A 12,896-nucleotide genomic window follows, 5' to 3' on the forward strand; every position below is an offset into this window, starting at 1 on the left:
AAGTCGTCCGCCCAAAGATTGCTGCATTGCGACGGTCTTGTGGCGCGCACGCCTAGCGCGTGATAGGTCAAACCCTTCGTTGTCACGAGCCTCCCCATGGCCGGCGCCTACGACCGTCTTATTTGTTTCGCTTTGCGAACCTACAAGCTGACGCTGTCGCCGCTGATTGGCCGTCAATGCCGATTCTTGCCGACCTGCTCGGAGTACGCAGCTCAGGCCTTGATCGGACACGGCCCCGTCGCGGGATCATGGCTCGCGGTTCGACGGATATGCCGTTGCCGGCCGTTGGCTCCATGGGGGTACGATCCGGCGCCGCCGGGACCGCGCGCCGCCGACGTGGCGTGGGTTCCGGGCAGTTGGAAGTGTGAGGGATGATCGATCTGCAGTTTCCTGACGGCTCCATCCGTCAGTACGCCGAGGGAGCGACGGGCCGGGACGTGGCCGCGTCGATCTCCAAGTCGTTGGAAAAGAAGGCGCTGCTCGTCAAGCTCGACGGCGTGCTGCTGGACCTTGAGCGGCCCCTGACCGTCGGCGGCAGGATCGAGATCGTCACCCGCGAGGCGCCCGAGGCGCTCGAGGTCATCCGCCACGACACCGCCCACGTGCTGGCCGAGGCCGTGCAGGAGCTGTTCCCCGGCACCCAGGTGACCATCGGCCCGAATGTCGAGGACGGCTTCTACTACGACTTCGCCCGCGACGAGCCGTTCCAGCTCGACGACCTGGCCAAGATCGAGCAGCGCATGCGCGAGATCGTCGACCGCGACGAGAAGATCACGCGCGAGCTGGTCGACCGCGACGCCGCCATCGCCGACTTCGAGGCGATGGGCGAGGCCTACAAGGCCGAGATCATCCGCGACCTGCCGGCCGCCGAGCCGATCACCGTCTATCATCAGGGCGCCTGGAAGGACCTGTGCCGCGGGCCGCACCTGCCGTCGACCAGGCACGTCGGCAAGGCGTTCAAGCTGACCAAGCTGGCCGGCGCCTACTGGCGCGGCGACCAGAACAACGCCCAGTTGCAGCGCATCTACGGCACCGCCTGGGCTTCGGAAGCCGACCTCGAGGCCTATCTGAAACGCATCGAGGAGGCCGAAAAGCGCGATCACCGCCGCCTCGGCCGGCAGATGGACCTGTTCCACATCCAGGAAGAGGCCGTCGGCCAGGTGTTCTGGCATCCCAAGGGTGCGACCCTCTACCGCACCCTTGAGAACTATGTCCGCCGCAAGATCGAAAAACGCGGCTATGTCGAGGTCAAGTCCCCCTCGCTGATGGACAAGAAGCTGTGGGAGACGTCCGGTCACTGGGCGAAGTACCGCGAGAACATGTTCGTCTGCGAAGTCGAGACCGACGACAGGACCTTGGTGGTCAAGCCGATGAACTGCCCGGGCCACGTGCAGATCTTCAAGGTCGGCCAGAAGTCTTATCGGGAACTGCCGCTGCGCATGGCCGAATTCGGATCGTGCCACCGCTATGAGCCTTCGGGCGCGTTGCACGGCATCATGCGGGTGCGCGGTTTCGTCCAGGACGACGCGCATATTTTCTGCACTGCGGAACAATTGCCCGCCGAAGCCGCTTCTGCTGGCAGGCTGATTTTTGAAACCTATTCGGAATTCGGCTTCGACAGGGTCGACGTGAAGCTGTCGACGCGACCGGAACAGCGGATCGGCTCGGACGAAATCTGGGACGACGCCGAAGCGCAACTGGCCAAGGCTTGCGAATTGATGGGGGTCGATTTCCAGATCAATCCGGGGGAAGGCGCGTTCTACGGGCCCAAGCTCGAATTCACCCTCTACGACGCCATCGGCCGCGCCTGGCAGTGCGGCACGGTTCAGGTCGACTTCAACCTTCCCGAACGGTTCGGCGCGGAATACGTGGCCGAGGACGGCTCCAAGCAGCGGCCGGCCATGCTGCACCGCGCGGTGCTGGGCTCGATGGAGCGCTTCATCGGCATCCTGATCGAGCACTATGGCGGGGCGTTCCCGCTGTGGCTGGCGCCGGTGCAGGTGGTGGTGGCGACCATCACCTCGGACGCCGACGACTACGCGCAGGAGGTCGTTCGCAGGTTGACTGACGCCGGACTTCGCGTACAGGTCGATCTGCGCAATGAGAAGATCAACTACAAGATTCGCGAGCACAGCCTCGCGAAGGTTCCGGTGATCGCGGTGGTCGGACGCAAGGAAGCCGAGACCGGCGAGGTCGCCCTGCGCCGTCTGGGCTCGGACGGCCAGCAGATCGTCACGGTCGACGCGGCCGCGGCGCTGCTGGCGGCCCAGGCCCTGCCGCCCGATCTCAGCCCGCGGCCTCCTGCGGCCGCCGTCCCCCCCGCCGCCGTCGAGTACGCCGAGGCCTAGTGAACAGTCTCGCCAATCATCTCCAGGTCGAAGGCCTTCGCCGCGCGCTGCCCACGCCGCCGCCCGCGCCGCTGCGTCCGCAGATTTCGGTGGTGATGGTGGTCTACATGACCGGCCCGGCCCTGGCCGCGAGCGTCGACCACGTGCTGGCCGAATCGCTGGTCGACGAGTTCATCATCGTCGACAACGGCTCGCCGCCGGACGTGGCCGCCTGGCTGCGCGAGCTGGGCAAGGCCGAGCCGCGCGTGCGCCTGATCCAGGGCCAGGGCAATGTCGGCTTCGCGCGCGGAGCCAATCTGGGCGCCGCCGCGGCGCACGGCGCGGGCCTGGTCTTCCTCAATCCCGACGCCTTCATCCAGCCTGGATGCATCGCTGAACTGGCGGCGGCGGCGATCGGCCGCCCGGCCCCTTGCGTGGTCGGCGGTCGGGTGCTGAACGAGGACGGCAGCGAGCAGCGCGGCGGTCGGCGCGGCGAGGTCACGCCGCTCACCACCCTGCTGACCTTCAGCCAGCTCAGCCTGGCCAGCCAGGGCCTGCGGCGGTTCGAAATCCACCGCGAGGGCGAGCCGGTGCCGACCGGCCCGGTGCCGATGCCGACCATCTCGGGCGCCTGCTTCTATATGCGCGCCCTCGATTTCAAGCTGCTGCGCGGCTTCGACGAGGGCTTCTTCCTCCATGTCGAGGACATCGACCTGTGCTGGCGCGCCCGTCAGGCCGGCGGCGCGGTGGTGTTCCAGCCGCGCGCCACCGCCGTGCACCTGGGCTCGACCAGCCGCAAGCATCCGCTGGCCATCGAATGGCACAAGGGGCGCGGCCTGGTCCGCTATTTCCTCAAGCAGGCCGACAGCGCCGGCCGCTACGCCTTCGCCCTGGCGCTGTCGCCGCTGATCCTGGCGGCGGCGGTGGCGCGTCCGGCGCTGCGCACCGTCCGTCCCCGCCGCTGATCCTCCTCAGGACCTGACCGGAAAGCCGCCCGCGCGGGCCACCGCCGACGGCGGCGTCTTGCCCAGCCGCTCACAGATCCAGCGGCCGGCGGCGATCAGGCCGTCGAGGTCGAGGCCGGTCTCGAAGCCGGCCCGGTCCAGCATGTAGACCAGATCCTCGGTGCCGATGTTGCCGGTGGCCGCCGGCGCGAACGGGCAGCCGCCGATGCCGCCGCAGCTGGCGTCGAGGACGTCGACGCCGGCCTCTATGCTGGCGAAGGCGTTGGCCAGGCCGGTGTTGCGGGTGTCGTGGAAGTGCATCCGCAGGCGGACCCCGGGGGCGGCCGCGCGCACCGCCTCGATGCGCCGGCGCACCGTCCAGGGATCGGCGACGCCGATGGTGTCGGCGATGGCGATCTCGTCGACCTTCAGGGCGGCGGCCTCGCGGGCGATGGCGACCACCTGCTGTTCGGACACCTCGCCGTCGAAGGGGTCGCCGAACGCCACCGAAATGGTCGCCGACAGCCGCGGCCCGCCCTCGGCGGCCTTCTTGGCGGCGATGTCGGCCAGGGTGGCCAGCTGCTCGGCGACGGTGGCGCCCTGGTTGCGCATGCCGAAGCCGTCGGAGGCGCAGACCACGGCGTTGACCTCGTCGCAGCCGGCGGCGACCGCCCGGTCCCATCCCTTCAGGTTCAGGGCCAGGCCGATGCGCGAGCGCCCGGCGCGATGCGGCAGGGCCTCCATCACCTCCTCGGCGCCGGCCATCTGGGGCACGCGCTTGGGATTGACGAAGGACACCGCCTCGATCCGGCGCACGCCGCAGGCTTCCAGGCGGCCGATGAAGTCCAGCTTCTCGTCGACCGACAGCACGGCCTTCTCGTTCTGCAAGCCGTCGCGGGGGCCGACTTCGACGATCTCGATCACGCGGCTCATGGCTTGGCCTTCCGTTGCTGCGGCGGGGCGGGGGGCGAGGGGGCGGCGACCGGCTGGTCGTCGGCCTCGCCCGTCGCCTTATATAGGGTCAGGGTCATGGTCTGGTTGTTGGAGTAGTCCTTGCCCTTCACCACCCCGGCGGGCTGGGCCTGGACGCCCTCGGCCTTGAGCGCCGCCTGGAAGGCCGCCTCGTCGCGGGATTCGACCACCGCCGGCCGGCCGTCGGCCAGGGCGTCGACGGCTTCCTGCGCGCCGTCCAGGCCGGTGCGGGTGCCGAGCTGGAAGACCAGGCTCGGCTCGGCGTAGCCGGCCACCGCCACCGGGCCGGGCGTCAGGCCGTCGCGAGGATTGAGGTCGGCCTTGTCGAGCGCCCGCGCCACCTCCTGCGAAAGCCACAGCGGCTTGAGCCTGGGCGCCAGCCCGGCGGCCAGGGCGCCGTGCGCCGCCACGCCGACGACGCCGCCGACGAGCAGGGCCGGCCCGGCCGCCCGCCGCAGCGCCGCCGCAGCGCCGATCAGGCCGGCGGCGATGAACAGGGCCCCCGTGACGGCGGCCGGGGCGAGGTCGGCGGGGCCGCCGAACTGCGAGGTCAGCGAGAAGGTCGCCGCCCCCAGCGCCCCGCCGACCAGCAGCGACAGGGCCGCGCCGATCCAGCGGCTCCAGCGGCCCAGCGGCTGGGTCAGGGCGCCGGCCGCCAGCCAGGCCAGGGCGCCGTAGGCGGGCAGGGTGTAGTGGACGAGCTTGGTCGGCAGCGCCTCGAACACCAGCCAGGTCGGGATCAGCCAGCACAGGGCGAAGCGGACGCCGGGCGTCGCGCGCTGTCGCCAGCCGAACACCAGGGCGGCCGGCAGCAGGACGGTGGCGGGGAACAGCAGCACCGGCGACAACAGGAGGTGCAGGCCGGGCGGGGCGCCGTGGCTTTCGTGGCCGCCGGCCAGCTTGGGCGCCAGGTCGCCGCCGACCGCGCCGGTCCAGAACGCTCCGTCGGTGGCGACGGTGATCGCCGTCGCCCACGGCAGCACCACGGCCGCCACCAGGATCAGACCCCAGGACCAGCCCATCGTCCGCGCCCAGGGCGCCTTGCGGTCCCAGGCCCACAAGGCCAGCCCGGCCAGCACGACGACCATCGGCCCGACCGGGCCCTTGTCGATCATGGCCAGGGCCACGCCGGCCCAGAACAGCGCCTTGGTCCGCCAGCCGAAGGCGCCGAGGCCGGACGAGGCGGCGTACATGCGGCCGAAGGCGGCCATGGCCAGGGTCGTCGCGCCGCACAGCACGGCGTCGGTCTTGGCGATGAAGGCCTCGGTCGACAGGATGAAGCAGGCGCCGAGCACGGCCCCGGCCATGAACCCCGACCGGGCGCCGAAGAAGGCGGCCGCGCCCCAGGCGGCGGCGGCGGCGGCGAGCATGGCCCCCAGCAGCGAGGGGATGCGGTAGGCCCAGATCTGCCGCGCCTCGACCGAGGAGAAGGCCGATACGCTGGCCGCCTGCAGCCAATGGATGCCCACCGGCTTCTTGTCGCGCGGCTGGTCCTGATAGTTGATGGTGACGAAGTCGCCGGTCTCCAGCATCTGCGCCGTGGCCTGGGCGAAGCGGGATTCGTCGCGGTCGAGCGGCGGCACGGCGAACACGCCGGGCAGGCCGGCGATCAGGGCGACGAGGGCGGCGAGCAGCGGGCCGCGCCAGCCGCGGGTCCAGGCGTCGAGACGGGTGTCGGTCATCCGGCGTGCATAGCATGGCGCGCGGGCCGCCCGCATCCGCCGAGGCGCCCTGGCCGCATGGCCCCTGCCCAGGACCGCCGAAACCCGCTATGAGGCGATCAAACGCAGCGCAGGTTCTTGATGACGCCCGATTTCTCCGTGGTCGTCCCGGTGCACGACGAGGAGGGCAATGTCGGCCCGCTCGCCCGGGAGATCGCCCAGGCCTTCGCCGGCCAGTCCTACGAAATGATCTTCATCGACGACCGCAGCCGCGACGGCACGCGCGCGGCGTTGAACGCGCTGAAGTCCGAGCTGCCGGCCCTGCGCGTCCTGTCGCACGAGAAGAACTCGGGGCAGAGCCGGGCGGTGCGCACCGGCGTCCTCGCCGCCCGGGGCGACATCGTCGTCACTCTCGACGGCGACGGCCAGAACGATCCCGCCGACGCGCCGCGCCTGGCGCTGCGGCTGAAGGCGGCGCCGGCCCGTCTCGCCCTGATCGGCGGCGAGCGGATCAAGCGTCAGGACACCGCCGCCAAGCGTTTCGCCTCGCGGTTCGGCAACGGGGTGCGCAAGCGGTTGCTCAACGACGGCGCCGACGACACCGGCTGCGGCCTGAAGGCGTTCCGGCGCGAGGCGTTCCTGCGCCTGCCCTATTTCGATCACATCCACCGCTACCTGCCGGCCCTGATGATCCGCGAGGGCTACGAGGTGGCGTTCGAGCCGGTCAACCACCGGGCGCGCGGGGCGGGGGTGTCCAAATACACCAATCTCGGCCGGCTGTGGGCTTCGCTGTCCGACCTGCTGGGCGTGATGTGGCTCAACACCCGCTCGCGCCTGCCGGGCGGCGTGGCGGAAGACTGAGGCCGGGTCGCCGTGCTCGCCATCCTGCCGCTGCTGATCGCGCCCGTGGCGCTGTACAATCTGGCGGCCCTGACCTTTCCGGGCGGCCTGGACGAGGCGGGGGCCGCCGCGCGGCTGGCCGCGCCGCTCCTGACCGCCCGGCTGGCCTCCGGCGCGACCTGGAGCTTCGGCCTCGGCGACCTGCTGATCGTCCTGGCCCTGATCGCCCTGTTCGTCGAATTCGTCCGCCCGGCGGGGACGGCCCACGGCGTCATCCTGCACCGTTCGCTGTCGGTGGCCCTGCTGGTGGTCTGCCTGATGGAGTTCCTGCTGTTGCCGGCCTTCGCCACCTCGACCTTCCTGCTGATCGGGCTGATGGTGGTCCTGGACCTGCTGGCGGGGCTGGTGCTGGCCTTCGCGGGGGCGGCCCGCGACTGACCGGCCTCAGGTGAAGGCGGTCAGGATCAGGGCGACGACGGCCACGTCGAGGGCCTTGGCGGCGAAGGCGGCGAAGGATGACATGGCGCGGCTCTTTCGGTCGAAGGGGCCTCGCCGCCAAGCAAGACCCGCGCCAGGAGGCGATCACCGCATGGCCCTGTTCTTCGACGCCGCCTGGTTCGACCGACGCCTCGCCGAACGCGGCATGAGCCGCGCCGTGCTGGCGGCCGCCTCGGGGCTGAGCGAGGCGGACCTGATGCTGGTCTTCAAGGACCAGAGAGAGCTTTCCGCCGCCGAGGTGGCGCTTTTCGCCGAGCTGCTGGGCGCGAGCCCGGCGGAAATAGCCTACTGGGCCGGCGTATCCACGCCGGTCCCCGCCACGCCGGCCGAAAGCGTCGAGACGCGGCTGGCGCGCGTCGAGGCCCGTCTAGAGCGGCTGGAGGCCCTGCTCACGCGGCGAGGCCGTGACGGCTGAAGCGGCCGAGCGTCCGCCCCGATCAGACGTCGGTCTTGGTCAGGCGGCCCTTGCGGGCGCGGCGGTCGGCGGGGCCGGACCATTCGGTCTTGAGATAGCTGGAACGCGCCTGCTCCAGCGTCTCCGGCCCGCCGCGCAGGCCGCGTTTCTGCTGGCCCTGGCCGAGCAGGTGCGCGGCGAAGACGGGCGCGGCGCGGTCGGCGGCCGGCGTCGGCTCCTCGGCGCGCACGGGCGAGACCGGGATCGGCAGGCCGGAGGCGGCCTGGGGGTCGGCCTCGGCCTCGCCGGCCGGCTGCACGTCGCTCACGCGCCGGCCGCCGCGCACGCTCTTGCGACGCGGGACGGGCGAACGGGCGACGGGGCCGATCGGGTCGGTCATGGGGCGGCTATGCCTGACGAATCGAACGAACCTGCAGCCTAGCGGCTTTCGGTCGCGCCGTCGTTAAGGGGGCTCAGGTCTTGGAGGCCAGCTTCTCGATCTGGGCCTGCATCTCCTCGATGCGGCGCTTCAGGTCGTCGAGCGAGCTGTCGGCGGCCGGCGTCGCCGCCGGCTTGGGCGCCTCGGGCGCCGGCTCGTCGGCGCGGGTGAAGGCGAAGGGCGTGAACATCTTCATCGCCCGGTCGAACAGGGCCAGGTTCTGGCGCACCTGATCCTCGAGGAAGCCGGGGCCGCCGAGACCGGGGAACTGGCCGCTGGCGAACTGGCTGCGCAGGCGGTCCTGCTGGCGGGTGAAGCTGTCGAGCGACAGCTCCAGATAGCTCGGCACGAAGGCCTGCATCGAGTCGCCGTAGAAGCGGATCAGCTGACGGAGGAACTGGATCGGCAGCAGGTTCTGGCCGCGATTCTCCTCCTCGAAGATGATCTGGGTCAGGACCGTTCGGGTGATGTCCTCGTTGGTCTTGGCGTCGTAGACGACAAAATCGATCCCCTCCTTCACCATGTCGGAGAGGTGCTCCAGCGTGACGTACGAACTGGACGCCGTGTTGTAGAGGCGGCGGTTGGCGTACTTCTTGATGATCACGCGTTCGCCGGCCGCGCCGATTTTCTCGCCGGTCGTCTTTGCGCTGGATTCGGGGGTGTCGGACATTTCGTTCCCTGGGTCGCGGCGACCGTCGCTCTCCCGCGCCGCACTATCGCGGATGCTAAGGCATGAAGCCCGCCGAGCCTAGTCCGCACGCTGCGAATTGGGGCGAAGACTCCCCGTGACGAACGCGGTTCGATTATGCATGTTGCACCTGCAAAACAAATGTGGCGCGGCAGCTGCGCTTGCGAAACCGGCCGTCGCGTACGTCAGGGAATAGCGTCATGACCGATATCGTCATCGTTTCAGCCGCCCGCACGCCCGTGGGCTCGTTCAATGGCGCGTTGTCCGCCTTGCCCGCCCACGAGCTGGGCCGGGTGGCCATCCAGGCCGCCGTCGAAAGGGCCGGCGTCGCCCTGGCCGACGTGGACGAGGTGATCATGGGCCAGGTGCTGCAGGCCGCCGCCGGCCAGGGCCCGGCGCGCCAGGCCGCGGTCAACGCCGGCGTGCCGGTCGAGAGCCCGGCCTGGAGCGTCAACCAACTGTGCGGTTCGGGCCTGCGCGCGGTGGCGCTGGGCGCCCAGCAGATCGCCGCCGGCGACGCCGCCGTGGTGGTGGCGGGCGGCCAGGAGAGCATGAGCCAGGCTCCCCACGCCGCCCAGCTGCGCAACGGCCAGAAGATGGGCGACCTCGCCTTCGTCGACACCATGATCAAGGACGGCCTGTGGGACGCCTTCCACGGCTACCACATGGGCCAGACCGCCGAGAACATCGCCAATCGCTGGCAGATCACCCGCGAGGACCAGGACAGGTTCGCCGTCGCCTCGCAGAACAAGGCCGAGGCCGCCCAGAAGGCCGGCCGCTTCGACGCCGAGATCGCGCCGGTGACCATCAAGGGCCGCAAGGGCGACACCGTCGTCGACAAGGACGAATACATCCGCCACGGCGTCACCCTGGACAGCGTCTCGGGCCTGAAGCCGGCCTTCGCCAAGGAGGGCACGGTCACCGCCGCCAACGCCTCGGGCCTCAACGACGGCGCCGCCGCCGTGGTGCTGATGAGCGCCGACGAGGCGAAGAAGCGCGGCCTGACCCCGCTGGCGACGATCCGCTCGTGGGCGCACGCCGGCGTCGAGCCCGAGATCATGGGCACGGGGCCGATCCCGGCCATGCGCAAGGCGCTGGAGAAGGCCGGCTGGACGGTCGCCGACCTCGACCTGATCGAATCCAACGAGGCGTTCGCCGCCCAGTCGCTGTCGGTGGTGCGCGAGCTCGGCCTCGACCCGGCCAAGGTCAACGTCAACGGCGGCGCCATCGCCATCGGCCACCCGATCGGCGCCTCCGGCGCGCGCGTCCTGACCACCCTGCTGCACGAGATGCAGCGGTCGGGCGCCAAGAAGGGCGCCGCCACGCTGTGCGTCGGCGGCGGCATGGGCGTGGCCATGTGCGTCGAGCGGGCCTGACCGGGGCCGAGCCATAACGAAATCGAAGGTCCGGGCGCACGGGCCCGGCCGCCGAAGGGAAGCCAAATGTCCAGAACTGCGTTCGTCACCGGGGGAACCCGCGGGATCGGCCGGGCCATCACCGAGCGTCTGGTCGCCGACGGCTACAAGGTCGCGGCCGGCTACGCCGGCAACGAGGCGGCGGCGGAGGCCTGCGCCAAGGACCTCGGCGTCCTGATCATCAAGGGCAACGTCGGCGACTTCGAGGCCTGCGCCGCCGCGGTCAGGAAGGCCGAGGAGGCGCTGGGGCCGATCGACGTCCTGGTCAACAACGCCGGCATCACCCGCGACGCCATGCTGCACAAGATGCAGCTCCAGCAATGGAACGAAGTGATCCAGGCCAACCTGACCAGCCTGTTCAACATGACGCGGCAGGTGATCGACGGCATGCGCGAACGCGGCTTCGGCCGCATCGTCAACATCAGCTCGATCAACGGCCAGAAGGGCCAGATGGGGCAGACCAACTATTCCGCCGCCAAGGCCGGACTGATCGGCTTCACCAAGGCCCTGGCCCAGGAAAACGCCAAGAAGGGCATCACCGTCAACGCCATCGCGCCGGGCTATATCGACACCGAAATGGTTCAGGCGGTGCCGCAGAACGTCCTGGAGGGCATCATCTCCAGCATTCCCGTCGGACGGCTGGGTTCGGCCTCGGAAATCGCCCGCTGCGTGGCCTTCCTGGCGGCCGACGACGCGGGCTTCATCACCGGCGCCACCTTGACGGTCAACGGAGGACAATACATCGCTACCTGAATGGGTAGGGATTCCACGTCCAAAATCCGCCAGAGTCTCATCGCATCTCGTCGGACATGCGAGGACTAGAGCGCGTTCAGCAAAAGTGGCCGCCGGTTTTGCGTCCGAACGCGCTCCTTGGGAAAGAGGCGCGCCTTCCGGGCGGCGAAGCGTGCGCCGCTTCGCCTGAAGGCGCGGGGCGCGTTCAGCAAAAGTGGCCGCCGGTTTTGCGTCCGAACGCGCTCCTTGGGAAAGAGGCGCGCCTTCCGGGCGGCGAAGCGTTCGCCGCTTCGCCCGGAGGCGCGCAGCGCGTTCGGCAAGAGCCGTCTCCGGTTCCGCGCCGGTCGCCGGCGCGGCGGGGCCTGAGCCTGGTCGCGGCGTGCGGCGGATTGTCGCGGACGGGGCGGCTGATTTCGGCGACGGCGCTGGGCTTGGCCATGATGGTCTTCGGGCCGTCGGCGTCGGCCTGGGCGGCCCAGCCGACCCTCCGCGACGTGCTGTTCGGCTCGCACGGCGAGGACAGCCGCCGGTCGCCGCCGCCGCCGGTGGCGCGCTACATGGTCGGCGACAGTGCGGGCTTCATCCTCGACCGGTCGAGCCCCACGGTGCTGATCAAGTTCGACGACAGCTCGGAAGTCTGGGCCCTGGAGCCGCAGACGGTTTCGCGGGGCGACGTCATCTATCGCAACGACGCCGGCGAGGCGGTGCTGCGCGCGACGCGGCTGGGCGGGCTCACCCTGTTCACGCCCAAGCTGCCGGGCGGCGCGGCGGCGGCCCTGGCCGGCCAGGCCGGGTCGATCCGCCCGCCGCTGGTGATTCCGCCCAACGCGCTGTTCCAGCGGTTGAAACAGGCCAGCGCCCGCGCCAGCCGGGCCGCCCAGCACCTGATCTCGTTCGAGACGGTGGACGACGCCACGCCCGACACCTCGGTGCTGATCGCCGACGCCGCCTATGTCACCGCCGAGGCCTTCGAGCGGATCGCCCACGACGGCGAGGACCGCTCGCTGCTGGCGCGGATCGGCCGGGTGCTGCTGGCCGAGGGGCACAAGCCCAACGCCGCCCTGTCCGGCTCGTCCCTGGTCATCACCTACGCGCCCGGCAAGGGCGTGGCCGGCCGGCCGTCGTCCGAGCGCATCGTCAAGATCATCGCCAAATAGCCGGCGCCGGAGAGGCGCTCAGCCCTTGAAGGCGTCCTTGGCGGCCCGCATGGCGGCGAACGCCTCGTGGTCGGCGACGCCGTGCAGGTTCAGCCGGCCGGCCAGCGCGGGCGCCCGCAGGAACGGATTGGCCGCCTTCTCGGCGGCGATGGTGGTGGGCACCGTCGGCTCGCCCCGCGCCCGGGCGGCGAACACCGCCTCGGCCCGCGCCTTCAGGGCCGGGTCGTCGTCGACCGACAGGGCGAAGCGGGCGTTGGAGGCGGTGTATTCGTGCGCGCAATAGACGGTGGTGTCTTCGGGCAGGGCGGCCAGGCGCGACAGGCTGGCCCACATCTGCTCGGGCGTGCCCTCGAACAGCCGCCCGCATCCGAGGGCGAACAGGGTGTCGCCGACGAAGGCGATGCGGTCGGCCGGATCGAAATAGGCGATGTGCTGCAAGGTGTGGCCGCCGGCGTCGATGACCTGGAGCCGCGTCTCGCCCAGCTCGACCACGTCGCCATGGACCACCTTGCGGTCCAGCGGCGACAGCCGTTCGACCTCGGCCGGCCCGATCACGGTGGCGCCGGTGGCCGCCTTCAGTTCGGCGTTTCCGCCGGCGTGGTCGGGATGCCAGTGGGTGTTGAGGATCATGTCGAGCGACCAGCCCAGCGTCGCCAGCTCGCCCAGGATCGCCCCGGCGTCCGGCGTGTCGACGCAGGCCGTCAGCCCGCTCGCCTCGTCGCGGGCCAGGAAGCCGTAGTTGTCGGACAGGCAGGCGAACTGCCGGACGATCAGGGGCATGGCCTTCCTCGCTAGCTTTCCTTCGCGGCCGGGCCGCGGCGCCTATATC

Annotated in this window: 14 protein-coding genes; 9 read left to right on the forward strand and 5 right to left on the reverse strand. The window is 70.6% G+C overall.

Annotation, left to right across the window (positions count from 1 at the left end; genetic code table 11):
- Positions 1-96 precede the first annotated feature (96 nt).
- The 3 genes from yidD to C5708_RS17225 are packed head-to-tail and all read left to right on the forward strand — an operon-like array spanning position 97 to position 3,292.
- Positions 97-375 carry a membrane protein insertion efficiency factor YidD gene (gene yidD / locus C5708_RS17215; RefSeq protein WP_242923007.1) on the forward strand — a complete coding sequence of 93 codons (279 nt, stop codon included), beginning with the start codon at positions 97-99 and terminating at the stop codon, positions 373-375.
- Positions 372-2,348, forward strand: a complete 1,977-nt coding sequence (thrS, locus tag C5708_RS17220; RefSeq protein WP_242923008.1) for a threonine--tRNA ligase — start codon at positions 372-374, stop codon at positions 2,346-2,348. The genes yidD and thrS overlap by 4 nt, the downstream gene beginning before the upstream one ends.
- Before the next feature lie 47 nt (positions 2,349-2,395).
- On the forward strand, positions 2,396-3,292 hold the full coding sequence (locus C5708_RS17225) for a glycosyltransferase family 2 protein (protein WP_242923053.1): 897 nt from the start codon (positions 2,396-2,398) through the stop codon (positions 3,290-3,292).
- Positions 3,293-3,298: 6 nt separating this feature from the next.
- Here C5708_RS17225 and C5708_RS17230 read toward each other — a convergent pair whose 3' ends face one another.
- Complete coding sequence (locus tag C5708_RS17230; protein WP_242923010.1) at positions 3,299-4,204, reverse strand: hydroxymethylglutaryl-CoA lyase; 906 nt, start codon at positions 4,202-4,204, stop codon at positions 3,299-3,301.
- Positions 4,201-5,925, reverse strand: a complete 1,725-nt coding sequence (locus C5708_RS17235) for a glycosyltransferase family 39 protein (protein WP_242923012.1) — start codon at positions 5,923-5,925, stop codon at positions 4,201-4,203. Before C5708_RS17235 ends, C5708_RS17230 begins: the two co-directional genes overlap by 4 nt.
- A gap of 120 nt (positions 5,926-6,045) precedes the next feature.
- On the opposite strand from C5708_RS17235, the gene C5708_RS17240 reads away from it, so the two are divergent.
- From C5708_RS17240 to C5708_RS17250, 3 genes are all read left to right on the forward strand, one after another.
- The gene (locus C5708_RS17240) at positions 6,046-6,765 is read left to right on the forward strand and encodes a glycosyltransferase family 2 protein (protein ID WP_242923014.1); all 720 of its coding nucleotides are present in this window, start codon (positions 6,046-6,048) and stop codon (positions 6,763-6,765) included.
- A gap of 12 nt (positions 6,766-6,777) precedes the next feature.
- A complete protein-coding gene (locus C5708_RS17245) occupies positions 6,778-7,182 on the forward strand; it encodes a hypothetical protein (RefSeq protein ID WP_242923016.1) in 405 nt (134 codons plus the stop codon).
- Positions 7,183-7,333: 151 nt separating this feature from the next.
- Positions 7,334-7,657, forward strand: a complete 324-nt coding sequence (locus C5708_RS17250) for a helix-turn-helix transcriptional regulator (RefSeq protein WP_242923017.1) — start codon at positions 7,334-7,336, stop codon at positions 7,655-7,657.
- 22 nt (positions 7,658-7,679) lie between these two features.
- On the opposite strand, the gene C5708_RS17255 is transcribed toward C5708_RS17250, so the two are convergent.
- The gene (locus C5708_RS17255) at positions 7,680-8,036 is read right to left on the reverse strand and encodes a hypothetical protein (protein WP_242923019.1); all 357 of its coding nucleotides are present in this window, start codon (positions 8,034-8,036) and stop codon (positions 7,680-7,682) included.
- 73 nt (positions 8,037-8,109) lie between these two features.
- Positions 8,110-8,745 carry a polyhydroxyalkanoate synthesis repressor PhaR gene (gene phaR, locus C5708_RS17260; RefSeq protein WP_242923021.1) on the reverse strand — a complete coding sequence of 212 codons (636 nt, stop codon included), beginning with the start codon at positions 8,743-8,745 and terminating at the stop codon, positions 8,110-8,112.
- 218 nt (positions 8,746-8,963) lie between these two features.
- On the opposite strand from phaR, the gene C5708_RS17265 reads away from it, so the two are divergent.
- From C5708_RS17265 to C5708_RS17275, 3 genes are all read left to right on the forward strand, one after another.
- Complete coding sequence (locus C5708_RS17265) at positions 8,964-10,139, forward strand: acetyl-CoA C-acetyltransferase (protein WP_242923023.1); 1,176 nt, start codon at positions 8,964-8,966, stop codon at positions 10,137-10,139.
- A 66-nt stretch (positions 10,140-10,205) separates the two neighbouring features.
- A complete protein-coding gene (gene phbB / locus C5708_RS17270) occupies positions 10,206-10,931 on the forward strand; it encodes an acetoacetyl-CoA reductase (protein ID WP_242923025.1) in 726 nt (241 codons plus the stop codon).
- A gap of 416 nt (positions 10,932-11,347) precedes the next feature.
- A complete protein-coding gene (locus C5708_RS17275) occupies positions 11,348-12,067 on the forward strand; it encodes a DUF4908 domain-containing protein (RefSeq protein WP_242923056.1) in 720 nt (239 codons plus the stop codon).
- Positions 12,068-12,085: 18 nt separating this feature from the next.
- Here C5708_RS17275 and gloB read toward each other — a convergent pair whose 3' ends face one another.
- Positions 12,086-12,847 carry a hydroxyacylglutathione hydrolase gene (gloB, locus tag C5708_RS17280; RefSeq protein WP_242923027.1) on the reverse strand — a complete coding sequence of 254 codons (762 nt, stop codon included), beginning with the start codon at positions 12,845-12,847 and terminating at the stop codon, positions 12,086-12,088.
- Positions 12,848-12,896: the final 49 nt, after the last annotated feature.

The sequence above is a fragment of the Caulobacter sp. CCUG 60055 genome (assembly GCF_022750545.1).
In the GTDB taxonomy this organism is placed as follows: domain Bacteria; phylum Pseudomonadota; class Alphaproteobacteria; order Caulobacterales; family Caulobacteraceae; genus PUIC01.